General features: G+C 69.6%; 24 protein-coding genes, 1 tRNA gene, 1 other RNA gene and 1 pseudogene. 20 read left to right on the forward strand and 7 right to left on the reverse strand.

Going from position 1 to position 21,752, the window contains the following annotated elements:
- The first annotated feature begins 112 nt into the window (after nucleotides 1-112).
- The 3 genes from M7D61_RS07105 to M7D61_RS07115 all read left to right on the forward strand — a co-directional run bounded on the left by M7D61_RS07105 (nucleotide 113) and on the right by M7D61_RS07115 (nucleotide 2,831).
- Entirely contained in the window at nucleotides 113-910 is a 798-nt protein-coding gene (locus M7D61_RS07105) for an ABC transporter ATP-binding protein (RefSeq protein WP_298228997.1), read from the forward strand.
- Complete coding sequence (locus M7D61_RS07110) at nucleotides 886-2,466, forward strand: hypothetical protein (protein WP_298228958.1); 1,581 nt, start codon at nucleotides 886-888, stop codon at nucleotides 2,464-2,466. Before M7D61_RS07105 ends, M7D61_RS07110 begins: the two co-directional genes overlap by 25 nt.
- 92 nt (nucleotides 2,467-2,558) lie before the next feature.
- Entirely contained in the window at nucleotides 2,559-2,831 is a 273-nt protein-coding gene (locus tag M7D61_RS07115) for a DUF3039 domain-containing protein (RefSeq protein ID WP_298228960.1), read from the forward strand.
- Between the two features lie 12 nt (nucleotides 2,832-2,843).
- On the opposite strand, the gene M7D61_RS07120 is transcribed toward M7D61_RS07115, so the two are convergent.
- Nucleotides 2,844-4,154, reverse strand: coding sequence for a nicotinate phosphoribosyltransferase (locus tag M7D61_RS07120; protein ID WP_298228962.1), 1,311 nt, complete (start codon nucleotides 4,152-4,154; stop codon nucleotides 2,844-2,846).
- Between the two features lie 211 nt (nucleotides 4,155-4,365).
- On the opposite strand from M7D61_RS07120, the gene murI reads away from it, so the two are divergent.
- From murI to rdgB, 3 genes are all read left to right on the forward strand, one after another.
- Nucleotides 4,366-5,175 (forward strand): glutamate racemase, encoded by an 810-nt coding sequence (gene murI / locus M7D61_RS07125; protein ID WP_298228964.1) that lies wholly within the window; start codon nucleotides 4,366-4,368, stop codon nucleotides 5,173-5,175.
- 91 nt (nucleotides 5,176-5,266) lie between these two features.
- Nucleotides 5,267-6,004, forward strand: coding sequence for a ribonuclease PH (rph, locus tag M7D61_RS07130; protein WP_298228966.1), 738 nt, complete (start codon nucleotides 5,267-5,269; stop codon nucleotides 6,002-6,004).
- Between the two features lie 5 nt (nucleotides 6,005-6,009).
- Nucleotides 6,010-6,606: an RdgB/HAM1 family non-canonical purine NTP pyrophosphatase gene (rdgB, locus tag M7D61_RS07135; RefSeq protein ID WP_298228968.1), complete on the forward strand. Its 597-nt coding sequence runs from the start codon at nucleotides 6,010-6,012 to the stop codon at nucleotides 6,604-6,606.
- Nucleotides 6,607-6,788: 182 nt separating this feature from the next.
- Here rdgB and M7D61_RS07140 read toward each other — a convergent pair whose 3' ends face one another.
- Together M7D61_RS07140 and M7D61_RS07145 are read right to left on the reverse strand one after the other, a co-directional pair.
- Nucleotides 6,789-7,478 carry a VTT domain-containing protein gene (locus M7D61_RS07140; protein WP_366083866.1) on the reverse strand — a complete coding sequence of 230 codons (690 nt, stop codon included), beginning with the start codon at nucleotides 7,476-7,478 and terminating at the stop codon, nucleotides 6,789-6,791.
- Between the two features lie 168 nt (nucleotides 7,479-7,646).
- Nucleotides 7,647-7,728 (reverse strand) — tRNA-Leu (locus M7D61_RS07145).
- Nucleotides 7,729-7,815: 87 nt separating this feature from the next.
- Here M7D61_RS07145 and prfB point away from each other — a divergent pair.
- Nucleotides 7,816-8,922, forward strand: coding sequence for a peptide chain release factor 2 (gene prfB, locus M7D61_RS07150; RefSeq protein ID WP_298228970.1), 1,107 nt, complete (start codon nucleotides 7,816-7,818; stop codon nucleotides 8,920-8,922).
- On the opposite strand, the gene M7D61_RS07155 is transcribed toward prfB, so the two are convergent.
- Nucleotides 8,919-9,539, reverse strand: a complete 621-nt coding sequence (locus M7D61_RS07155; protein WP_298228972.1) for a TetR/AcrR family transcriptional regulator — start codon at nucleotides 9,537-9,539, stop codon at nucleotides 8,919-8,921. The two genes, prfB and M7D61_RS07155, sit on opposite strands and share 4 nt — an antisense overlap.
- Nucleotides 9,540-9,682: 143 nt before the next feature.
- Here M7D61_RS07155 and M7D61_RS07160 point away from each other — a divergent pair, with 143 nt between their 5' ends.
- From M7D61_RS07160 to smpB, 8 genes are all read left to right on the forward strand, one after another.
- The gene (locus M7D61_RS07160) at nucleotides 9,683-10,711 is read left to right on the forward strand and encodes an ABC transporter substrate-binding protein (protein ID WP_298228975.1); all 1,029 of its coding nucleotides are present in this window, start codon (nucleotides 9,683-9,685) and stop codon (nucleotides 10,709-10,711) included.
- A gap of 56 nt (nucleotides 10,712-10,767) precedes the next feature.
- Complete coding sequence (locus tag M7D61_RS07165; protein ID WP_298228977.1) at nucleotides 10,768-11,724, forward strand: ABC transporter permease; 957 nt, start codon at nucleotides 10,768-10,770, stop codon at nucleotides 11,722-11,724.
- Nucleotides 11,717-12,535: an ATP-binding cassette domain-containing protein gene (locus M7D61_RS07170; RefSeq protein WP_298228979.1), complete on the forward strand. Its 819-nt coding sequence runs from the start codon at nucleotides 11,717-11,719 to the stop codon at nucleotides 12,533-12,535. Before M7D61_RS07165 ends, M7D61_RS07170 begins: the two co-directional genes overlap by 8 nt.
- Before the next feature lie 4 nt (nucleotides 12,536-12,539).
- Nucleotides 12,540-13,634, forward strand: a complete 1,095-nt coding sequence (locus tag M7D61_RS07175; RefSeq protein WP_298228981.1) for an alpha-hydroxy acid oxidase — start codon at nucleotides 12,540-12,542, stop codon at nucleotides 13,632-13,634.
- The gene (locus tag M7D61_RS07180; RefSeq protein ID WP_298228983.1) at nucleotides 13,634-13,999 is read left to right on the forward strand and encodes a RidA family protein; all 366 of its coding nucleotides are present in this window, start codon (nucleotides 13,634-13,636) and stop codon (nucleotides 13,997-13,999) included. Before M7D61_RS07175 ends, M7D61_RS07180 begins: the two co-directional genes overlap by 1 nt.
- A 76-nt stretch (nucleotides 14,000-14,075) precedes the next feature.
- Entirely contained in the window at nucleotides 14,076-15,008 is a 933-nt protein-coding gene (ftsE, locus tag M7D61_RS07185; RefSeq protein WP_298228985.1) for a cell division ATP-binding protein FtsE, read from the forward strand.
- Complete coding sequence (gene ftsX, locus M7D61_RS07190) at nucleotides 15,008-15,922, forward strand: permease-like cell division protein FtsX (protein ID WP_298228986.1); 915 nt, start codon at nucleotides 15,008-15,010, stop codon at nucleotides 15,920-15,922. The genes ftsE and ftsX overlap by 1 nt, the downstream gene beginning before the upstream one ends.
- A gap of 78 nt (nucleotides 15,923-16,000) precedes the next feature.
- Complete coding sequence (gene smpB / locus M7D61_RS07195) at nucleotides 16,001-16,477, forward strand: SsrA-binding protein SmpB (RefSeq protein WP_298228988.1); 477 nt, start codon at nucleotides 16,001-16,003, stop codon at nucleotides 16,475-16,477.
- A gap of 3 nt (nucleotides 16,478-16,480) precedes the next feature.
- Here the strand turns inward: smpB and M7D61_RS07200 are convergent, their stop codons facing one another.
- Both M7D61_RS07200 and clpS read right to left on the reverse strand, forming a co-directional pair.
- On the reverse strand, nucleotides 16,481-16,948 hold the full coding sequence (locus M7D61_RS07200) for a DUF2017 family protein (RefSeq protein ID WP_298228990.1): 468 nt from the start codon (nucleotides 16,946-16,948) through the stop codon (nucleotides 16,481-16,483).
- The gene (clpS, locus tag M7D61_RS07205) at nucleotides 16,948-17,238 is read right to left on the reverse strand and encodes an ATP-dependent Clp protease adapter ClpS (RefSeq protein WP_298229001.1); all 291 of its coding nucleotides are present in this window, start codon (nucleotides 17,236-17,238) and stop codon (nucleotides 16,948-16,950) included. The genes M7D61_RS07200 and clpS overlap by 1 nt, the downstream gene beginning before the upstream one ends.
- Before the next feature lie 132 nt (nucleotides 17,239-17,370).
- On the opposite strand from clpS, the gene M7D61_RS07210 reads away from it, so the two are divergent.
- The 5 genes and pseudogenes from M7D61_RS07210 to M7D61_RS09870 form a co-directional block, all read left to right on the forward strand.
- Nucleotides 17,371-17,733: a metalloregulator ArsR/SmtB family transcription factor gene (locus M7D61_RS07210; RefSeq protein WP_298228991.1), complete on the forward strand. Its 363-nt coding sequence runs from the start codon at nucleotides 17,371-17,373 to the stop codon at nucleotides 17,731-17,733.
- Complete coding sequence (locus M7D61_RS07215; RefSeq protein ID WP_298228993.1) at nucleotides 17,721-19,394, forward strand: SulP family inorganic anion transporter; 1,674 nt, start codon at nucleotides 17,721-17,723, stop codon at nucleotides 19,392-19,394. The genes M7D61_RS07210 and M7D61_RS07215 overlap by 13 nt, the downstream gene beginning before the upstream one ends.
- A gap of 227 nt (nucleotides 19,395-19,621) precedes the next feature.
- Nucleotides 19,622-20,018: a transfer-messenger RNA gene (ssrA, locus tag M7D61_RS07220) on the forward strand.
- Between the two features lie 73 nt (nucleotides 20,019-20,091).
- Nucleotides 20,092-20,400 (forward strand): nucleotidyltransferase domain-containing protein, encoded by a 309-nt coding sequence (locus M7D61_RS07225; RefSeq protein ID WP_298228995.1) that lies wholly within the window; start codon nucleotides 20,092-20,094, stop codon nucleotides 20,398-20,400.
- Nucleotides 20,390-20,578 (forward strand): annotated as a pseudogene (locus M7D61_RS09870) (HepT-like ribonuclease domain-containing protein); the annotation flags it as partial. The gene M7D61_RS07225 and the pseudogene M7D61_RS09870, both read left to right, overlap by 11 nt.
- Nucleotides 20,579-21,185: 607 nt before the next feature.
- Here M7D61_RS09870 and M7D61_RS07230 read toward each other — a convergent pair.
- The coding region (locus M7D61_RS07230) for a DUF308 domain-containing protein (RefSeq protein ID WP_366083870.1) at nucleotides 21,186-21,752 on the reverse strand (567 nt) is incomplete at its 5' end.

The following is a 21,752-nucleotide window of genomic DNA, read 5'->3' on the forward strand; positions in this document are numbered from 1 at the left end:
CGGCGAAGCCGGAGGCTCCGTCGCCCGCGCACCGCGCGCTCGCCGCCCTGCCGCACCGAAGCCGGCGCCCGCGGCCGCGCCGCCGGAATCCGCCGAGCCGCTGCTTCCGACGATGAGCTCGCTCGCCACGGCCGAGGTACCCGTCGCGAGGCCGGTCGCGGTCTCGATCCGCGGCCTCTTCAAGCGGTTTGGCGAGACGATCGCCGTCGACGGGTTGAGCCTCGACATCCCCGAAGGGTCGTTCGCCGGCATCGTCGGGCCGAACGGCGCCGGCAAGACGACGACGCTCTCGATGATCACCGGCCTGCTCAGACCGGACGCCGGCGAGATCCTCGTCCATGGTCAGAGCGTGTGGGCCGACCCCGACCGCGCCAAGCGCTCCATCGGCGCGCTGCCCGACCGCTTGCGCCTCTTCGACCGACTCACCGGGGCGCAGTTCCTCTATTACGCCGGGGCGCTGCGCGGCCTTCCCGCACCCACCGTCACGGAGCGCTCCGCCGACCTCGTCGCGGCGCTCGGTCTCGAGAGCGCGCTCGGCCGCCTCGTGGCGGATTACTCGGCGGGGATGACGAAGAAGATCGCGCTCGCCGCCGCTCTCATCCACTCGCCGCGCCTGCTTGTGCTCGACGAGCCCTTCGAGTCGGTCGACCCGGTGAGCGCCGCGAACGTCATCGAGATCCTGCAGCGCTACGTCGCCTCCGGCGGCACCGTGCTGCTCTCCAGCCATTCGATGGACCTCGTCCAGCGGGTCTGCGACCGGGTCGCGATCATCGTCGGGGGTGTGGTGCTCGACGCCGGCACCGCCGACGAGGTGCGCGCGGGCAAGACCCTGGAGGAGCGCTTCGTCGAGCTCGCGGGCGGTCGCAAGGCGCCAGAGGGGCTGGAATGGTTGCACGACTTCTCCGACTGAAGCTCGCGCTGCTGCGCGGCGAGTTCCGGCGCAGCGTCCTGCAGCTCATCGGGATGGTCATCGGCCTGGCCTACGGCCTCGGCCTCACCGTCTGGATCGTCGCCGCCCTCGTCGGCGCCCGCTTCGCCGCCGACGTTCCGCTGGTGCGCGACCTCGTCGTCGTCGCCGGGGTGGTCGTCACGCTCGGATTCCTCCTCCTTCCGCTCGTCTTCGGCGTCGACGACACCCTCGATCCGCGGGCATTCGCGCTGTTCGGGATTCCGCCGCGGCAGCTCGCCGCCGGCCTCGGGGCAGCCGGCGCGCTAACGATCCCCGGCGTCGCTCTCGTGCTGTGCGCGCTCGCCTCGATCGTGACCTGGTCGCACTCCGTCGGGGCGACGATCGTCGCCGTCATCGGGGCGGCGTTCGGCGTCGCAACCTGCGTGCTCGCCTCGCGCGTCGCGACGGCGGCGGCGGGGATCCTGCTCGACACCCGGCGCTCGCGCGAGGTCACCGGCGTGCTCGGGCTGCTGCTCGTCATCATCGCCGGGCCGGCGCTCGTCGTCCTCCTGGGGCTCGTCCGCCATCAGGACCCGCGCGCGCTCGTCACCGCGGCGGCCGACGTGCTGCGCTGGACGCCCTTCGGCGCGCCCTGGGCCGCGCCCGCCGACGCCTCGCTCGGCCACTGGGGCGCAGCCATCGGCGAGCTGTTCCTCGCCGCTTCGACCGTCGTCCTGCTGCTGTGGGCATGGCAGGCGCTGGTCGCGCGCATCCTCGTCTCGCCCGGCCGCACCGCCGAGGTGCGGCTCTACGGGGGTCTCGGCTGGTTCTCGCGCCTGCCGCAGAACCGCTGGGGTGCCGTCGCCGCCCGCTCGCTCACCTACTGGGGGCGCGACCCGCGCTACTGGGTGGCGCTCATCGTCATCCCGATCATCCCCGGCATCGCGGTCGGGGGGCTCTGGCTGTCTCACGCGGTGCCGGGCCATATTCTCGCGCTGCTGCCGCTGCCGGTCATGGCGCTGTTCCTCGGCTGGTCGATGCACAACGATGTCGCCTACGACGGCACCGCGGTGTGGCTGCACCTCGCCGCGGGGGTGTCCGGCCGGGCCGACCGCATCGGCCGCGCCGTGCCGGTGCTCGGCGTCGGCATCATCCTCGTCGCGGTCGGGGCGGCCCTCACCGCCGTGGGCTACGGCGACCCCGGAATCCTGCCCGCTGCCGTCGGCGTTGCCCTCGTGCTGCTGCTCGCCGGGCTCGGCATCTCGTCGATCACCTCGGCGCTCGTGCCGTACCCGGTCGCCCAGCCGGGTCAGAGCCCGTTCCAGCAGCCCCAGTCGACCGGCTCCCTGGCGGCGCTCGTGCAATCCGTGAGTCTGTTCATCGTCCTGCTCGTCTCGATTCCGGCGATCGGGTTCGGGGTGCTCTTCGTGCTCTTCGGCGGAGGCTGGGCCTGGGCTTCGCTCGCCGCAGGCGCCGTGCTCGGGCTCGCCGCCGGGTGGGGAGGGATCGCGCTCGGCTCCCTCGTCTACGATCGCCGTGGCCCCGAGATCCTCGACGCGGCGATCACCGCTGCGTAGCCCGCCGCGCCCGCCGCGAACCGAGATCCGCCGAATCGACGTCATGACGGCACGGTGAGGTCGATTCGGGGGATTTCGGCGAGGATTGTCCTATGCGCAGCATCGACGAACCGGGGACCGGCGGCGGGAGCACCGATGTGCTCGACCGCGAACTCGAGGAACTGCTCCAGCAGAGCGAGCTCGACGAAGGCGACCATGACCGTTTCGCGCACTATGTGCGCAAGGAGGCGATCCTCGAGTCGGCGGTCACCGGCAAGCCCGTCAAGGCGCTCTGCGGCAAGGTGTGGGTGCCCGGCCGCGACCCCGAGAAGTTCCCCATCTGCCCCGACTGCACGCGCATCTACGAGCAGCTCGCGGACGAGTGAGGGCGGGTCACGCTACACGAACACCGTCGGCAGGGCGGGTTCACCCCTGCCGAGGCGGAAGGCGTCCTCGGGCAGCTCCTCGATGACGGCCGCGTGATGCTCGCGTGCGGCCACGGTGCCGACCGCTCCCGTGAACTCCGCCCAGGGCTCGCCGTCGACGAGCAGCGGCACCGTGAGCAGTCGGCCGCCCTGGGCCGCACCGCGGGCATCCTCGCCGTCGCCGGAGGCCACGTCGACGACCTCGGCCGTCGCCACCCCGCCCTCCAGCCGCCGGATGCCGGCCTTCCGGCCTGCGACCGACGCCTTGCCCGTCGACTTCTTGGCGACGCCGACCCACTCGCCCGACGCCCCCTCCCGGGCGACGAGCTTGTAGACCATGCCCGCCGCCGACGCCCCGGAGCCGGTGACGACGGAGGTGCCGACGCCGAAGGAGTCCACCGGCGAACCTGTCAGGGCCGCGATCGCGAACTCGTCGAGGTCGTTCGTCACCGTGATCTTCGTGTTCACGGCCCCGAGGGCGTCGAGTTGGGCGCGCACAGATCTCACGAGCTTGGGCAGGTCGCCGGAATCCAGCCGCACCGCGCCGAGCCGAGGGCCGGCCACTCGCACGGCGGTCTCGATCGCGGTGTGCACGTCGTACGTGTCGACGAGGAGTGTCGTGCCGACACCCAGGGCCGCGACCTGCGCGCGGAACGCCTCCTCCTCGGAGTCGTGCAGCAGCGTGAAGGCGTGCGCGGCAGTTCCCATCGTCGGGATGCCCCATTTCCGCCCCGCCTCGAGATTCGACGACGTCGCGAACCCGGCGATGTACGCGGCGCGGGTGGCGGCGACGGCGGCGTCCTCGGAGGCGCGGCGCGAGCCCATCTCGGCGAGCGGGAGGCCGTGCGCGGCCTGCACCATGCGCGAGGCGGCCGTGGCGACGGCCGAGTCGTAGTTCAACACCGAGAGGACCAGAGTCTCGAGCAGCACCGCCTCGGCGAAGGTGCCTTCGACGGAGAGCAGCGGCGAGCCGGGGAAGTAGATCTCGCCCTCCCGATAGCCGTTGATCGTGCCGTTGAACCGGAACGAGGCGAGCCAGTCGATCGTCGCCGGGCGCACCACGTCGTGGTCGGCGAGCCAGGACAGCTCGGCATCCCCGAACCGGAAGTCGCCGATCAGCGACAGCAGTCGCCCGGTGCCTGCGACGACGCCGTAGCGGCGCTCGAGCGGCAGGCGCCGGGCGAACACCTCGAACACCGACCGCCTCGACGCCGTCCCGTCGAGCAGCGCGGCGTCGAGCATCGTCAGCTCGTACCGGTCGGTCAGCAGCGCCGTCGAAGTCACAGTGCTTATCTTCGCGCCGGTCCTCACCCGGCGCGAGACGGTCGGGCGCGATTCGCCGCGCAGGTCGCCGAATCGCTGATTGCCGGGAGGGCGGGCGTGTCGTCGGCCGCCGGTGACAAGGCTCGAGACCCGGCAATCAGCGGTTCGGCGGCGTGTACGCCGAACCGCGGAGCGACTCGCGCCCGGCAAGGACGGGCGCGACAATAGGAACATGGACGCGCCGATCGGCATCTTCGACTCGGGCGTCGGCGGCCTCACCGTCGCGCGGGCAGTGCGCGACCAGCTGCCGAACGAATCGGTCCTCTACATCGGCGACACGCTCCACTCGCCCTATGGTCCCAAGCCCATCGCCGAGGTGCGCCGCTATGCCCTGGACGCTCTCGACACGCTCGTCGACCAGGGCGTCAAGATGCTCGTCATCGCCTGCAACACCGCTTCGAGCGCGATGCTGCGGGATGCCCGCGAGCGCTACGCGCTGCCCGTCGTCGAGGTCATTCAGCCCGCCGTCCGCCGTGCGGTCGCCACGACCCGCACCGGGCGCGTCGGCGTCATCGGAACGGTCGGCACCGTGAACTCGCGCGCCTACGAGGACGCCTTCGCCGCCGCGCCCGACCTCACGATCGTCTCGCAGGCGTGCCCGCTCTTCGTCGAGTTCGTCGAGGCGGGCGTGACGAGCGGCCCCGAGCTGCTCGCCGTCGCCGAGGAGTACCTCGAGCCGCTCCGGCACGCCGACATCGACACCCTCGTGCTCGGCTGCACGCACTACCCCTTCCTCAAGGGGCTCATCTCCTATGTCATGGGCGACGGCGTCGCCCTCGTGAGCTCCGACGTCGAGACCGCGAACGATGTGTACCGCACGATCGTCGGTCGGGGCCTGGAGCGCCGCTCCACGCTGCCGCCTGTCATCCGCTACGAGACCACCGGGGCCGACACCGAGGAGTTCCAGCTCCTCGCCAACCGGATGCTCGGCCTCCAGGTCCGCGGTGTCGACCACGTCGAGACGGGCGCGATCGAGCTGTAGTGATTTTCGCGCCGGTCGCTTCGCGATTCGGCGTGCCCGCCGCCGAATCGCTGATGGCCGGTCGGACGCATACGTTGACTAGCCTTTTGACGTGAGCAACGAAACCCGAGCCGACGGCCGCGCCCCCACCGATCTCCGCCCCGTGACCATCGAGCGCGGCTGGAGCAAGCAGGCCGAGGGCAGCGCGCTCATCTCGTTCGGCGAGACGCGGGTGCTGTGCACGGCGTCCTTCACCAACGGCGTGCCGCGCTGGCTTGCCGGCAAGGGCAAGGGCTGGGTCACCGCCGAGTACGCGATGCTGCCCCGTGCGACGAACGAGCGCAGCGACCGCGAGTCGATGAAGGGCCGGGTCGGAGGCCGCACGCATGAGATCAGCCGTCTCATCGGTCGGAGCCTACGCGCCATCGTCGACACCAAGGCTCTCGGCGAGAACACCATCGTCATCGACTGCGATGTGCTCCAGGCCGACGGCGGCACCCGCACCGCCTCGATCACCGGCGCCTACATCGCACTCGTCGACGCGATCGAGTGGGGCCGCAGCAAGGGTTTCATCGGCAAGAACGCGACGCCGCTGCTGGATTCCATCTCCGCGGTCTCCGTCGGCATCGTCGACGGCACCCCCCTGCTCGACCTCGCCTACGTCGAGGACTCCCGCGCCGAGACCGACATGAACATCGTCGTCACCGGCCGCGGGCTCTTCGTTGAGGTGCAGGGCACGGCCGAGGGCGCGCCGTTCGACCGCCGCGAGCTCGACGCGCTCCTGGATCTGGGCCTCGCCGGGAATGCCGAGTTGACGCGCATCCAAACCGCCGCACTCGCTCAGGGGTGAGGCGGATGCCGCTCCGCGTCGTCCTCGCGACGCACAACCAGCACAAGGCGGCCGAATTTCAGGGCATCCTCGGCGCACGCATCCCCGATCTCGTCATCGAGCCCTACGAAGGGCCGGAGCCGGTCGAGGACGGCATCACCTTCGCCGAGAACGCGCTCATCAAGGCGCGCGCAGCCGTCGCGTTCACCCGCCTGCCGGCGATCGCCGACGACTCGGGCATCTGCGTCGACGTGCTCGGCGGAGCGCCCGGCATCTTCTCGGCCCGCTGGTCGGGCGTCCACGGCGACGCCGCGGCGAACAACCGGCTGCTTCTCGACCAGCTCGCCGACGTGCCCGACCCGCACCGCGGCGCGCACTTCCGCGCGACGATGGCGCTCGTGCTGCCGAGCGGCGAGGAGCACATCGTCGACGGCATCTGGCCGGGCCGCCTGCTGCGCGCGCCACGCGGCGCGAACGGCCACGGCTACGACCCGGTCTTCCTGCCGGACGGCTGTGCCGAGAGCGCGGCCGAGCTCGCTCCCGAGGACAAGAACACCCTCAGCCATCGGGCGCGCGCGTTCGCCGCCCTCGAGCCGCTGCTCCGCGATCTGGTCCACGCCTGAGCCGAATGTCGGCTTTCCGCCGATCCGGGCTTCGGGAGACCGCGGGAAGCCGACACTCGGGACCGCGATACGGCTACCGCGTCCAACTAGTCCCCGGGGCGCCCTGAGAAGCCGCACCTCGTGCCTCCGCGGCTGCGGGGACCAGGATGCGAGGGTTCTTGCCTGCAGCAGCGGAGTCGGAGTCAGGACTGAGTCGCGCGCTGCGCCTTGTGCCTCGTCGACAGGTAGTGGACGAGCGCCGGGATGACGGTGACGACGACGGCACCGAGCAGGATGAGATCGATGTAGCTCTCGACGAAGTGCGCCACCGGCGGGATGAAGTGCAGCGCCCAGCCGAGCACCGTGAGGCCCATACCCCAGACCGCGGCGCCGATGACGTTGTAGAGCGTGTACCTCCGCCAGTCCATCTTGCCGACGCCGGCCGTGATGGGCGCGAAGGTGCGCACGACGGGCACGAAGCGGGCGATGATGACCGCGACGGGGCCGAAGCGGACGAAGAAGCGGTTGGTGCGCTCGACGTTCTCCTTCGAGAACAGGCCGCTGTCCCTGCGCTCGAAGATGCGCGGGCCCAGCCGGCGGCCGATGAGATAGCCGAGCTGTCCGCCCAGGATCGCCGCGATGGCGATGAGCGGGGCGACGCCCCACACCGGAATCCCGAACAGCGGCGCCGGATTGCCCGCGGCGTCGACGCGCGCGGAGACCAGCCCCGAGAGTATGAGCAGCGTGTCGCCGGGGAGGATGAAGCCCACGAGCAGCCCGGTCTCGGCGAAGATGATCGCGCAGACGACGAGCAGCGCCCACGGGCCGACCGAGTGGATGATGTAGCCCGGGTCCAGCCACGGCAGGAGCGATGCGCTGAGGATGTGATGCACGGATCTCCGGTGCGGTGTCGGGTGGGGGGAAAGGTGAAGAAGTTCGGGGAACTGCGGGGGAGTGCAGGCCGGTGCTCGAAGCGGGCTCGTACTGGCACCCGCTTCTCGGCGGCCTCGACCGGCTCGGTCGAGAAGGCAAGCTTCCTCTCCGCACCCCTCAATCGGCTGTGCGGAAGGAGGGACTCGAACCCTCACGCCTTTCGGCACAGGAACCTAAATCCTGCGTGTCTGCCGGTTTCACCACTCCCGCGGGGGCTGGCACGAGTCTAGGGTCCGACCCCTGAGAAGGCCCTAAGGCCGCGGGCCAGGAGGTGCCCGCCGGTAGGCTGGGACGGACATGCTCGAACTCGACCTCTCGGCCCCCATCGCCGAACTGCGCTCCACCTTCGGCGACATCAAGACGGTGGTCGACGTCGACTCCCTCAGGGCGCAGATCGTCGACCTGTCCGAGCAGGCCGGGGTCCCGGACCTGTGGGATGACCCCGACAAGGCGCAGAAGGTGACGAGCGCCCTCTCGCACCGGCAATCCGAACTCGCTCGCATCGAGGGCGTGGAGCGTCGCCTCGACGACCTCGAGGTGCTCGTCGAGCTCGCGAACGAGGCCGGCGACGAGGGCGCGGCCGCCGAGGCGAAGCACGAGCTCGCGGTGCTCACGAAGACCATCGGCGACCTCGAGGTCCAGACCCTCCTCGACGGCGAGTTCGACGAGCGGGCCGCGGTCGTCAGCATCCGCGCAGGCGCCGGCGGCGTCGACGCCGCGGATTTCGCCGAGATGCTGCTGCGCATGTACCTGCGCTGGGCCGAGAAGCACGGCTATCCGGTGCAGGTGATGGATACTTCCTACGCCGAAGAGGCGGGCATCAAATCGGCGACCTTCGAGGTCGACGCCCCGTACGCCTTCGGCACCCTCAGCGTCGAGGCGGGCACGCACCGCCTGGTGCGCATGAGCCCCTTCGGCGCGGCGGGCAAGCGTCAGACCTCCTTCGCCGCCGTCGAGGTCATCCCCCTCATGGAGGGGACCGACGAGATCGACGTGCCCGAGGGCGACATCCGCGTCGACGTGTTCCGCTCGTCGGGGCCGGGCGGGCAGTCCGTCAACACCACCGACTCGGCGGTGCGCATCACGCACCTCCCGACCGGCATCGTCGTCTCGATGCAGAACGAGAAGTCGCAGATCCAGAACCGCGCCGCGGCGATGCGGGTGCTGCAGAGCCGCCTGCTGCTGAAGAAGCGCGAGGAGGAGGCCGCGATCAAGAAGGACCTCGCCGGCACCATCACGGCCAGCTGGGGCGACCAGATGCGCTCCTACGTGCTCGCGCCGTACCAGATGGTCAAGGACCTCCGCACCGAGTACGAGGTCAACAACCCTGCTGCGGTCTTCGACGGCGACATCGACGGATTCATCGCCGCGGGCATCCGTTGGCGCAAGCAGCCGAAGGACTAGCGGGCGCCAAGGGCGGCGAGGGTCGTCGCCGAGAGGTGCCGGCTGATCTTCTTCCAGCCCCAGCCGAGCCCTGACTCGAGGTCGACGAGCACCCGCTCGTCGAAGAGCGTCACCCAGGTCAGCGTCGCGTACTCGACGTCCTGGCGGGGCAGGTCGCCGTCGTCGACGAGCTGCCCGATGACGGTGGTAAGCAGCTGGTGGAGTCGGACGAGGAGATCGTCCCCGCGCCGCACCCGCTCGAGGTATCCCTCGGCGCTGCGGATGAAGGTGGCCGCGCGCGCCCACCCGATGGACGTCTTCACCCACGCCGCGCAGACCCGGTCGAAGGCGGTCCTGCCGCGGGAGGTCACCAGGGTCTCCTCGAACTCGGCGACGAGGTGCGTCACCGTCCGGCGGTAGAACTCCTCTCGGAGTTCGTGGACGTCGTCGAAGTGCCGGTAGACGGTCGCGGTCGCGACCCCGGCCTCTTTGGCGAGGTCGGGGAGGCTGATCTCGAGCCCGCGGACCTCGAGCATCGCGCCCAGCACGTCGAGGAGGTGCTCTCGGGTGCGGAACGCATCCGCGCGCAGCTTCTTGTGCGTTGTCAGATCGGCAGGGCTCAGCGCTGAGTCTTCCATGTCGTCCACATTAACACGGGAATAAGTTCCCATTTCATCGCTCCCTTTGGTTTGCGCCGCCTCGTGAATCTCCCCAACATGAGAAGAACCTCCCATGTCCTGCTAGCGGGAGTCCATCGCCCTCACCGAGACGGAGTACCCCAATGATCAAGACATCTCGCCAGCGCCGCTGGCGACACGCTTCGGCGGCGTTCGCGCTCGCCGCGGCGTCCGCCCTGGTCCTCGCCGGCTGCTCGAGCTCACCGGCGTCCAGCACGTCCGGATCGCCCAGCGGCTCGACCGCGGTGAAGTCCTCGTACAAGATCGGCGTCTTCGAGGTCGCCCAGGCCGATCTTCTCGACACCGTCGTGAAGAAGTTCGAGGACGCCCTCCAGGCCGGCGTCCCCAACGCCACGTTCACCTTCGACCTCAAAAACGCCAACGGCGACCAGAGCCTCATCTCCAGCATCTCCCGTGACTTCGCGGGCTCCGGCGACGACGCCTTCGCGGTCATCGGCACCCCGGCCGTCATCGCGCTCGCCCAGCTGGTCAAGGACAAGCCCATCTTCGCCCTCGCCATGGGCGACCCGGTGGGCGCCGGCCTCGCGAAGTCGCTCGATGCGCCAGGCGGCAACGTCACCGGCAGCACGGACTACATCGACCCGGGACTGCTGCTGGCGAAGATCAAGGCGACCCAGCCCGGCGTGAAGAGCATCGGCACCGTCTACGACCCATCGAACCAGAACCTGCAGGTGTGGGTCAAGGCGCTGAAGGCGGCGGCCGGCCCGGCGGGCTACTCGATCGTCGAGTCGACCGTATCCGGCCCGGCCGACGTGACCCAGGCCGCGCGCAGTCTGGAGGGGCGTGTCGACGCGATCCTCATCGGCCCGGATGCCACGGTCATAGCCGGCATCGACGCGGTGGGCGCCGCGGCGACGGCCGCCAAGGTCGCGCTCTACGTCGTCGGCGGCGACGTCACGAAGTCCGGCGTGCTGGCGAGCCTGGGCGCCAACTACCCCGAGACCGGCACGACTGCGGGCGAGGGTGCGGCGAAGGTCTTCCTGGGTGCCGCCCCGGGGACCGTTCCGTTCGCGCAGCCCCAGGGCCTCGACGTCGTCTTCAGCAAGAAGACGATCGCGGCGCTCGGGTTGACGATCCCCAAGGACGTGCTCGACAGCGCGACCGTCCAGTGACCCGTTGGGCGGGGGCCGTCGGCCCCCGCCCACTTTCCCTCCCGCAAAGGAATCTGATGCTCATCAACATCCTCGTGGACACGCTCGTCACCGGTCTGCCGCTCGTCCCCGTCGTGCTCGGCGTCTTCATCGTGCTGCAGATTCGGCAGGACTTCGATCTCACCGTCGAGGGCAGCTACGCGTTCGGCGGCGGCGTGGCCGGGATCCTCATCGTCGCCGGGGTGAATCCGGTCGTCGCCATGATCGCCGCGGCCGCTGCCGGCTTCGCCGCCGGCATGGCGACAACGGCGCTGACACTCTTCCTGCGCCTGCCGGTGCTTCTCGCGGGCCTCGTGATGAACATGGCCCTCTTCAGCATCACGCTCCGTGTGCTCGGCCTTCCGACCCTCAGTCTCGCCGGGATGCAGACGATCTTCAGCGCCGTTGCGCCAGCGCCCGGCAGGGCCGCGGACCTGGCCACCTCGGCGGTCCTGGGCGGCATCGTCGTCCTCATGCTCGCCGCGTTCGCCGTCTTCCTGAAGACCGAGGTCGGCCTGGCGCTGCGCGCGAGCGGGGTGAACGAGCGGATGGTGCGTAGCCAGGGCGTCAGCGACCGGGGCATGCTGATCCTGTCCCTGGGCATGTCGAACGCGCTCAGCGCATTCGGCGGCGCCCTCACCATCCAGATGCAGGGCTACGCGGACGTCAACATGGGCTCCGGCGTCTTCGTGCTCGGCGCCGGCTCCGTCCTGCTCGGAATGCTCTTCCTCAATCCCGGCGGCTCGCAGGTCGTCAGGATCGTTCTCGCCGTACTGCTCGGCGGCCTGGTCTATCGCCTCATCCTCGTGGCGGCGCTGCGGTTCGGCCTTCCGGCCGGCGATCTCAAGGCCGTCACCGCCCTCACCCTCATCATCGCTGTCGCGGCGCAGGGGTACCTCGCACCGGCCGTCCAGCGCTACACCGTCCGGTTACGCGAGCGTCGCACGCCCGCCAACTCTTCCGCCCGCGCGCGAATAGGAGCCTCGCATGGCTGATCCGATGCTCGAACTGCGAGACGTACGTCTCGTCTACAACCGCGGCCGCGTCGACGAGGTGCAGGCGCTGCGCGGCATCGACCTCGTGGTCGACAAGGGCGAGTTCGTCACCGTCGTCGGCTCGAACGGGGCCGGCAAGAGCAGCATGGTCCAGATCATCTCAGGAGCGGCGAAGCCCACCACCGGAAAGGTGGTCCTCGAGAGGCGAGACGTCACCGGCTGGCCCGACTACAAGCGCGCCGGCTTCGTCGCGCGCGTCTTCGACGATCCGCGAGTCGGCAGCGCCCCCGAGCTCAGCATCGAGGACAACCTCGCGCTCGCGCTCGCTCGCGGCAAGCGCCGCACGCTGGGCTTCGCGCTGCGCGGCCACCGGCGCGCGCTGCTGCGCGAGAGGGTCGCGCGTCTCGGCCTGGGCCTCGAGGACAGGATGCACGATCGCGTAGGGCTGCTCTCCGCGGGCCAGCGGCAGAGCCTCACGATGATCATGGCCGGTCTTGTCGCCCCGGACGTGCTGCTGCTCGACGAGCACCTCGCCGCCCTCGACCCGGCGACAGCGCAGCGCGTGCTCGGCCTCACCGCCGAGCTCGTCGCCGAGATGGACTGCGCGACGGTGATGGTGACGCACAACATGGACCACGCGCTGCGCATGGGGAACCGCCTGCTCGTCATGAGCCGCGGGCGGATCATCCACGACGTCTCCGACGATGCCAAGAGCGCGCTCACCGTGAGCGCCGTCGTCGACCTCATCACGGGCGTCGGCGACGTGGTGAGCGACCGATCCCTTCTAACCGAACTCGAGAACGCGGAGTGACGAAATGACCATCACCGAACCACTGACGACCACCCAGTTCAACACACTGGACGAGATCCACGAGGCGGCGCTTGCACGCCTCGACCCCGCCGTGCGCGACTTCCTGGAAGGGGGCGCCGGCGAGGAGCTGACGCTCGGCCGCAACCGCGGCGCCTTCGAGCACTGGGCGCTGCAGCCGCGCGTGATGAGCGGGCTCGAGTCGCCGTCCCTCGCCACCTCCTTCCTCGGCGTCGATCTCGGGCTGCCCATCCTCACGGCTCCCTTCGGGGCCGACCGACTTTTCGACCCCGAAGGCCAGGTCGCCGTCGCCCGTGCCAACGCCCTCATGGGCGCGGCGAGCATCGCGCCCGAGGCGGGTTCGCATCCCATCGAAGAGATCGCGGCGGCGGCCCCCGCGGCCGCCGCCTTCGGCCAGCTGCATCCGATGGGTCCTGAGGAGAACTTCGTGCGGATGCTCAAGCGGTTCGAGGATGCAGGCTACCGCGGCATCTGCGTCACCTGCGACTGCCCGACAGGCGGATGGCGCGAACGCAACCTGCACAACCGCTTCGAGCCCGGCATCGACGTCGTCGGCGGCAACTACCCGCCCGGCTCGGGCGTCGACGTCGATGAGATCTTCGGCCAGCTCTTCGACATCGACGCGCCGGTGTGGCCGTGGAGCAAGCTCGGCGATCTCATGACGAACGTCCCGCTGCCCTGGTTCGCGAAGGGCATCATCACGCCGGAGGACGCCCTCGCCGCGGTCGAGGCCGGCGCGAGCGGCATCCTGGTCTCCAACCACGGCGGTCGGCAGCTCGACGGCGTGATGGCGTCCATCGACGCGCTGCCGCTCATCCGCGACGCGGTCGGGCCCGAGGTCGGCATCGCCATCGACAGCGGCATCCGCCGCGGCAGCGACATCGTCACCGCGATCGCGCTCGGCGCCGATGTCGTGGTTCTCGGCAGGCTCGCGGTCTACGGCCTCGCCGCGGCCGGAGAGGCCGGCATGGTGCGCACCTACGAACTGCTGCGCGACGAGCTTCGCACGGTTCTCACGCTGCTCGGCCGCGGCGGGATCGCCGACCTCGACCGTCGCGCGGTGACGAGGATCGAACGCTGATGGCCGAGCTCATCCGCGCGCCCGGCCAGTCGCCCATGCTTGCCGGTGCCGTGGTCGCCGGCGATCTGGTCTATACCTCGGGGGTCATCGACCCCGCCGTCTTCGGGGCCGAGGAGCCGCCGTTCGCGGCGCAGGCGGCCGGGGCATTGAGCGCCCTGCTCGCCGTGCTCGCCGACGCCGGGACGGATTCGGCGCACGTCGTCAAACTCGAGGCGTTCCTCGCCGACCCTGCCGACTTCGCGGCCTGGAACGCCGAGTATCTGAAGATCTGGCCCGAACCCGGCCCGGCTCGCACCACGATTGTCGTGGGATTCGCGATGCCTGCCGCCCGGATCGAGATCCAGGCTGTCGCGGTCCTTCCCTAGCGGTGTCCGGCGCATCCGCCGCCAAGGCGCGTCGCTGACCGGATGCCGCGGGCGGCCTGCTTAGCCTGGGCGGGCGATGATCAAGTTCGAGCACGTATCGAAGCAGTACCGCGGCACGCCGAAGCCGGCGCTCGACGACGTCTCCTTCGAGGTGCAACGCGGCGAATTCGTCTTCCTCATCGGCTCCTCGGGGTCCGGCAAGACCAGCTGCCTCAGGCTCATCCTCAAGGAGGACAGGCCGAGCCGTGGCGCCATCCACGTCCTCGGTCAGGACCTCGGCACGATCTCGACGCGCAAGGTGCCGTTCTTCCGCCGCAACCTCGGCGTCGTCTTCCAGGACTTCCGGCTGCTTCCGAACAAGACGGTCTACCAGAACGTCGCGTTCACCCTCCAGGTGATCGGTCAGTCGCGCGGCTTCATCCAGGAGGCGGTGCCCGACGTGCTCGAGACCGTCGGCCTCGGCGGGAAGGGCGACCGGATGCCCCACGAGCTCTCCGGCGGCGAGCAGCAGCGCGTCGCCATCGCGCGGGCCGTCGTCAACAAGCCCCAGATCCTCCTCGCCGACGAACCCACCGGAAACCTCGACCCGGCGACGAGCGCGGGCATCATGGCGGTGCTCCAGCGCATCAACGCCGCCGGCACGACCGTCGTCATGGCGACGCACGAGGCCGGTCTCGTCGACCAGATGCAGAAGCGCGTCATCGAGCTTGTCGGCGGCAGGATCATCCGCGACGAGCGCGAGGCGGGGTACGGCGACACCGTCGCGATCCCCGTCCTCAAGCCGGCGCCGGCTCCCGCCCCCGAGCAGCCCGTCGTCGTGCAGCTTCCCACCGGCGTGGTCGCCCCCGTCGCGGCGCCGGCTGGCGCGCGGATCGTCACCGCGCCCGTCACCGTCGTCGCACCCGAAGTGGTGCCACCGCTCGAACTCGGCATAGCCGAGCGGCTCGGCCTGCGCCCGACGGGCACCGAGGGTGCGCCCGACGGCGCCGACCAGGGCGGTGAGGCCTGATGCGCTTCGCGCTCGTCATGGGCGAGGTCGGCAACGGCCTGCGCCGCAACCTCTCGATGGTGATCTCCGTCGTGCTGGTGACGTTCATCTCGCTGACCTTCGTCGGCACGGCGATCCTCATGCAGATGCAGATCGCGCAGATGAAGGGCTACTGGTACGACCGCGCCCAGGTCGCCGTCTACATGTGCACGGCGACCGACCAGTCCACCACCTGCTCGGGCGCGGACGCCTCGGCCGACGAGATCGCGAACGTCCAGGCTCTGCTGTCCTCGCCGACGCTGGCGACGTTCATCAAGAGCACCACGTTCCAGAACCACGACCAGGTGTACACGGACTTCCAGCAGCAGCTCAAGGGCAATCCGGTCGTCAAGTACGTGACGCCGGCGATGCTCAACCAGACGTTCTGGATCAACCTCGTCAACCCCGACCAGTCGAGCGTCATCATCCAGGCGCTGGCCAACGTCAAGGGCGTGCAGTCGGTGACCGACCAGCGCAGCTACCTCGACCAGATCTTCGCGATGCTCAACACGGCGAGCTTCACGGCGATCGGCATCGCCGCGCTCATGCTCGTCGCGGCGGCGCTGCTCATCTCGACGACCATCCGGCTGTCGGCGGTGTCGCGCCGGCGCGAGCTCGGCATCATGCGCCTCGTCGGGGCGTCGAACGGATTCATCCAGACGCCGTTCATCCTCGAAGGAGTCATCGCCGCGGTGGTCGGCTCGCTGCTCGCGGGTGGTGCCGTGGTCGCGATCGTGCGGTTCTTCGTGCAGGGCTACCTGCAGAGCGCGGTTCCGTTCACGGCGTTCGTGGGCACGGGCGACGCACTCATCGTCGTGCCGATCCTGCTCGTCGCAGGCATCGTCGTCGCTGCGATCGCCTCGAACATCGCGATCACCCGCCACCTCAAAGTCTGACCGGCTGTCGGGCGCGGGGCCGAGGCGGCAGCCGGCTGGATCGCCGCCGTCCAGTCGGCCCCGGTAGACTGGACGGCTATGCCTCGTGAGAAGGGCCAGAACGTCGTGGCCACGAACCGCAAGGCGCGTCACGACTACCTCATCGAGGACACGGTCGAGGCCGGTCTCGTGCTGACCGGCACCGAGGTGAAATCGCTGCGACAGGGGCGCGCCTCCCTTGTCGACGGCTACGCCTTCGTCGAGAACGGCGAGGCATGGCTGGATGCCGTGCACATCCCCGAGTACGCCGACGGCACCTGGACGAATCACGCCCCCCGCCGCAAGCGCAAGCTGCTGCTGCACAAGGAGCAGATCGTCAAGCTTGCGAACAAGGTCGCGCAGGGCGGCTACACGCTCATCCCGCTGCAGCTCTACTTCGCCGACGGGCGCGCCAAGGTCGAGCTGGCGGTCGCCAAGGGCAAGCGCGAGTATGACAAGCGCCAGGCGCTGCGCGAGGCGCAGGACAAGCGCGAGGCCGAGCGCGCGATGCGTTCGCGCAATCTCCGCGGCGAGTAGCCCCTAGGCCGCGATCAGCCTCTCCTGCAGCGCGCCGAGCCACCAGTAGGCGGCGCGGGTCGCGGCCGCCTCCGGCCGCGGATCGCCCTCGTCGTCGTCCTTCTCGATGCCGAGCCGGGTCGCGAGGGCGAGCCGCAGATCGGTGATCGCCCGGAGCCAGGAGACGAACTCGTCGTCGTCGACCTCGACGGCCCTCTCGCCGCCGGCCGCCCGCGCCAGCATCATGGCGTTCTCGACCTTCATGTCGACGAGATCGGATTCCGTGAGCGAGCGATACTCGCGGCTCGCCTCGATATCGTCGCGGTAGGCATCCGGCAGCAGCCGCTCCACCGCGGGGTCGCGCGTGCCGGTGCCGGCGAGGTCGCGCCCGCGCAGCAGATCGACGAGCTCGGCGGCGAGGTTCTCGAGCAGCTCGCGCTCGGGCGGGGCGAAGGCGACGAACAGCCGACCGCGCTTGCGCTGCACGCGCATCAGAGCGGCGCCTTGTCGACGGTGGCCCAGAGGCCGTACTCGTGCATGGCCTGGACGTGGCGCTCCATGAGCTCGCGGGCGCCTTCGGCGACGATCGCCTTGCCGTCGTTGTGCACGTGGAGCATGAGGCGGGTCGCCTTCGCCTCGTCGAATCCGAAGTACGTGCGAAAGACGTACGAGACGTACGACATGAGGTTGACCGGATCGTTCCACACGACGGTGCGCCACGGGGTGTCGAAGCGGGATTCCTCGCGCACGTCCTTCTCGAGCCGCGTGCCCGCCTCGGTCAAGGTATCGCTCACCCGCCCAGCGTAGGCGCGAGATCGACAGAGCGGCCCCGAACGGCGTCGGAAGGGTCGCGACTCCGATCTCGCCGCGGTCGATATGATGAATCCATCAAATCATCAAGGAGTTCAGCAGGCGTGCGTCCGTCTCTCAGCGAGGTCAAGGCCGACCTCTTCAAAGGCCTCGCGCACCCCGTGCGCATCCGCGTGCTCGAGCTGCTGCACGATGCCGAGCCCGGCGAGCTGTCGGTGGGCGAGCTGCTCGCGCAGACCGGCCTCGAGGCCTCCCATCTCTCGCAGCACCTCGCCGTGCTGCGCCGCTACCGCCTCGTCGAGTCCGACCGCCGCGGCAGCCAGGTCTACTACCGTCTGGCGTACGCGAATGTCGGGGGATTGCTCGACGTCTCTCGCGCCCTGCTCGCCGAGGTCCTCGAGACGACGCACTCCGACGCGACGGCCCATCTCGAAGAGCAGCAGGAGGCGGCACGGTGGGTGCGCTGAGCTACGTCAGGCGGCTGCTGCCGGCGGCATCCGATTACGCGCTCGTGCCGCGCACCTGGAAGGTGGACCTGCTCTCGGGACTCACCGTCGGCATCGTCGCCCTGCCGCTCGCGCTGGGCTTCGGGGTGAGCTCCGGCGCGGGCCCCGAGGCCGGGCTCGTCACGGCGATCATCGCCGGCGTCGTCGCCGCGATCTTCGGCGGCTCGAACGTGCAGGTGTCCGGACCGACCGGCGCGATGGTCGTCGTGCTCGCGCCGATCATCGCCACGCGCGGGACCGGCGTACTCGGCATCATCTGCCTCATGGCGGGCCTGCTCGTGGTGCTCGGCGGCGTCTTCAAGATCGGGCGCGCGGTCGGCATGATCCCGTGGCCGGTCATCGAGGGATTCACGCTCGGCATCGCGGCGACGATCTTCCTTCAGCAGGTGCCGAACGCTGTCGGCGTGAGCGCGCACGGGCTGTCCTCCAACGCGGCGGTGGCGGCGGTGCAGGCGGTGGGAGCGGCGCACTGGCCGGTCGCCCTGTGGGAGCTCGCCATCGTCGCGGCGGTAGCGCTCATCATGGTCTTCACGACCCGGGTGCCGGTCATTCCGGGCTCGATCATCGCGATCATCATCGTCTCGCTCCTCGCGATCGTCACCGGGATCCCGGCGACGCCGCTCGGCCAGCTGCCGGTCGGGTTCCCCGCCCCGAGCCTGCCGACCGCCGACTGGTCGACGATCGGCAGCCTGGTCGCCCCGGCGGCGACGGTCGCCGTCCTCGCCGCCATCGAGTCACTGCTCTCGGCGCGCGTCGCCTCGTCCCTCGACGACGTCGGCGGCTACGACGCCGACCGCGAGCTCGTGGGCCAGGGCCTCGCCTCGATCGCGGCCGGGTTCTTCGGCGGGATGCCTGCCACCGGCGCCATCGCCCGCACCGCGGTCAACGTGCGCTCGGGCGCGAAGACGCGCCTCAGCGCGATGGCGCACAGTATCGTGCTGCTCGTCATCGTGATCTTCGCGGCGGCGGTCGTCGCCAGGATCCCGCTCGCCGCGCTCTCGGGCGTGCTCATGGTGACGGCGTTCCGCATGGTCAACGGCCGCACGATGAAGGCCGTGGTCGGGGCATCCCGGTCGGACGCCATGATCTTCATCGTCACGGCCGTCATCACGGTGAGCGTCGACCTCATCTACGCCGTCGGAATCGGAATCCTCCTCGCCGCGCTCGTCGCGCTGTGGAACATCTCGCGCCTCTCCGGCGTGCACCGCCTGCCGATGCCCGAGCCCCGCGCGCCGGGCGATGAGCGCATCGCGATCTTCAGCTTCGAGGGCTCGCTGTTCTTCGGCGCGGCCGAGCGCATCCTCGACCAGGTCGCCGGGGCGAAAGGCGTGTCGGTGGTCGTCCTGCGGCTGTCGCAGGTGCGCATTCTCGACGCGACCGGGGCGCAGTTTCTCACCGAACTCGTCACCGGCCTCGAGCGGCGGGGGGTGACGGTCCTCATCAAGGGCGTCCAGGACCGCCATCTCGCGCTGGTGCAGAAGGTCGGCGTGCTCGACGCGCTGCGGCACGAGAACCACCTCTTCGACTCGATGGATGCCGCGGTCGCCCACGCCCGCTCGCACGTCGCGCGCGAGCTCGCCGGCACGCCGACGCCGCTGCGCGCGGCGCAGCAGCCGCACTAGGTGGCCGGGACGGGCTGTGCCGGGCCGCGACGCTCGCCCGCCTGCGCTCGATGTCGGATGAGCTGCACCTCGACCGGATGATCCGGTTCGCCGCGGCCTGATCCGAAGCCGCGCCCGCCGCCGTCCGGAATCGATCGCCGGGCGGGGGCGTTGTATCCTGATGTGCTGCCCTCGTGGCAGGTGCATCTCAGCAACTCAACAGCGCGTGACAGCCCGCGGCGACGCATGGGGATGATCGGTTTCGACATTGCCTGCGCAATTCCGAGAAGCGGGTCGAGAAGGCAGGGTTATCTCGTTAACGCCCCCTGCGAAAAAACAAGTGCCAATTCAAACAGCACTGCCGTTTCGGCTAAGGCTCAGGTCGCTCTCGCGGCCTAGTCAACACACCGACTAGATAGACGGCCGTCAGACCGGGGATTGCTCTCTATCCGGTTTCTGGCGTCAGCTAGAGGGCTTGGCTCGGCATCGCACCTCAGGGTGCTGAGCGACATTCTCTGAGGCTGGGCCTGTTGGAGTGGCTGCCGTCGGCAAGCTCCAGGGTCGAGAGACGTTTCGACGGATACACCCGTAGAAGGCGGAGGACCACAGCAGTGGACCCGGGTTCGATTCCCGGCATCTCCACCACATCCGCCGCGGTCGCTGTCACGCGCAGTTCGAGTTGCTGGCTTGGCTCAAGGGTGTCTGGGACAATGCAAGTGTGACCGCCGCGACGTCGTCCCTCGACCGTGAAGCGATCGCGCGCGCCTGCGAGGCGCACGGCGTTACCCGATTGCGGATATTCGGCTCGGCGGTGACCGACCGCTTCGACCCGGAGACGAGTGACGTCGACTTTCTCGTCGACTTCGATCCGCGGCGAGAGGACCGGTTCAGCGACTACTTCGGTCTGCGGGGGGACTTGGTGCGCATCGTCGGCCGCGAGGTCGATCTCGTGGTTGCGAGCGCGGTGAGGAATCCGTGCTTCGCCAAGCGCGCGTTCGGTGAGGCCGTGGAACTGTATGCAGCCTGACTCCGCAGCATTCCTCTGGGATGCTCTGGACGCGGTCAAGGCGGTGCACGAGTTCACGGCGGACACCGATTTCGAGGGCCATGCAGGCGACCTCAAGCTGCGCTCCGCGGTCGAGCGCCAGTTCGAGATCCTCGGCGAGGCGCTGAACAATCTGCGCAAGTCCGACCCGGCGGCTGCCGCCCGCGTTCCCGAGATCGAGAAGATCATCGGCATGCGGAACGTCATCGCGCATGAATTCGGTCGACCAGGTGCTGCTCTGGGCGGCAGTCGAGCGCCGGGTGCCGCGCCTGCTCGACGTGCTCACCGTGCTGCTCGACGAGGCCGGTGAGGCGTAGCCCGTATTTGCAGTGCCACCGTCGGATCGAGACCCGCGGAGCGCGGTCGCGATCGCCTTCCTGTCGAAGGCGAGCTGTTCGGCGATTGACCGCATCGAGACACCTTCGTCGTGCCTCTTTGCGATCTCTCTGATCTCATCGGCCGTGACGACGTGCGCTCGGCGAAAATGCGGCGAGAGGGTGCCCGATCCCGCGTAATCACGTGCTTCGGTGAGAAGGACTATGAGCGTTTCAGTCGCTCGCGCCCGTTTCGAGTCATGTCCCAGAAGCTCCACCACATCCGCCGCGGTCGCTGTCACGCGCTGTTGATTCGAGACAAGCCCGCCCGTGAGGGCGGCCTTTTAAGGGCGTGGCGGCACGCGGCGTTCTAAACGTACTCGGTCAGCACGCTGGCCGAGGCGACCAGCGAGGCGGGCCCCACAACTCGACGGGGTGCGCCTGGCCCCGGATTCAGCTCCGGCCGAACGCGAAGGCTCGGAACAACCCGATCACGCCGATGACGACCAGCGCGATGCCCAGGCCCAGCACGAAAACGACAGGCGACCACAGCGCCGAGAGGGCGACGAGGATGCCGGCGACGATGCTGACGATCGCGGAGACGACGACCGCCCATCCCCTCGTTTGGCCACCACTCGGCGCAGTGAAGGCGACGATGCCGTCCACGATCCAGGTGACGCCCAGGACGATGGGCACGAAGAACCCCAGCCAGACCGTGGTGCCGCTGAGGTTGAAGAACGCCGAGACGCCGACGATGATGAACAGCACGCCGATCACGATGTGGCCGGTGGGTGCCCAGCCACCGAGGGATCTCGACACCACGCCGACGCCGACGTTCACCACGCCGACGAGGATCGCGTAGATCGCGACGATCAAGGTCACCACCAAGGCGGCTTTGATCGGCCAGACGAGGATGAGGATGCCGGCGATCAGCGCGACTGCGGCGCCGATGCCGATGGTGCTGCGGAGGCCGTTGATCGCGGTCTTGCCGACGACGAAATCGCTGGACATAGTGGATTC

The sequence above is a fragment of the Gryllotalpicola sp. genome (genome assembly GCF_027352875.1).
GTDB lineage: Bacteria > Actinomycetota > Actinomycetes > Actinomycetales > Microbacteriaceae > Gryllotalpicola.

Excerpts from the sequence above, each read along its gene's own strand:
- M7D61_RS07105 (WP_298228997.1), top strand. The coding sequence starts at position 113 with ATGAGCTCGCTCGCCACGGCCGAGGTACCCGTCGCGAGGCCGGTCGCG.
- M7D61_RS07110 (WP_298228958.1), top strand. The coding sequence starts at position 886 with ATGGTTGCACGACTTCTCCGACTGAAGCTCGCGCTGCTGCGCGGCGAG.
- M7D61_RS07115 (WP_298228960.1), top strand. The coding sequence starts at position 2,559 with ATGCGCAGCATCGACGAACCGGGGACCGGCGGCGGGAGCACCGATGTG.
- murI (WP_298228964.1), top strand. The coding sequence starts at position 4,366 with ATGGACGCGCCGATCGGCATCTTCGACTCGGGCGTCGGCGGCCTCACC.
- rdgB (WP_298228968.1), top strand. The coding sequence starts at position 6,010 with ATGCCGCTCCGCGTCGTCCTCGCGACGCACAACCAGCACAAGGCGGCC.
- prfB (WP_298228970.1), top strand. The coding sequence starts at position 7,816 with ATGCTCGAACTCGACCTCTCGGCCCCCATCGCCGAACTGCGCTCCACC.
- M7D61_RS07155 (WP_298228972.1), bottom strand. The coding sequence starts at position 9,539 with ATGGAAGACTCAGCGCTGAGCCCTGCCGATCTGACAACGCACAAGAAG.
- M7D61_RS07160 (WP_298228975.1), top strand. The coding sequence starts at position 9,683 with ATGATCAAGACATCTCGCCAGCGCCGCTGGCGACACGCTTCGGCGGCG.
- M7D61_RS07165 (WP_298228977.1), top strand. The coding sequence starts at position 10,768 with ATGCTCATCAACATCCTCGTGGACACGCTCGTCACCGGTCTGCCGCTC.
- M7D61_RS07170 (WP_298228979.1), top strand. The coding sequence starts at position 11,717 with ATGGCTGATCCGATGCTCGAACTGCGAGACGTACGTCTCGTCTACAAC.
- M7D61_RS07175 (WP_298228981.1), top strand. The coding sequence starts at position 12,540 with ATGACCATCACCGAACCACTGACGACCACCCAGTTCAACACACTGGAC.
- M7D61_RS07180 (WP_298228983.1), top strand. The coding sequence starts at position 13,634 with ATGGCCGAGCTCATCCGCGCGCCCGGCCAGTCGCCCATGCTTGCCGGT.
- ftsE (WP_298228985.1), top strand. The coding sequence starts at position 14,076 with ATGATCAAGTTCGAGCACGTATCGAAGCAGTACCGCGGCACGCCGAAG.
- ftsX (WP_298228986.1), top strand. The coding sequence starts at position 15,008 with ATGCGCTTCGCGCTCGTCATGGGCGAGGTCGGCAACGGCCTGCGCCGC.
- smpB (WP_298228988.1), top strand. The coding sequence starts at position 16,001 with ATGCCTCGTGAGAAGGGCCAGAACGTCGTGGCCACGAACCGCAAGGCG.
- M7D61_RS07200 (WP_298228990.1), bottom strand. The coding sequence starts at position 16,948 with ATGCGCGTGCAGCGCAAGCGCGGTCGGCTGTTCGTCGCCTTCGCCCCG.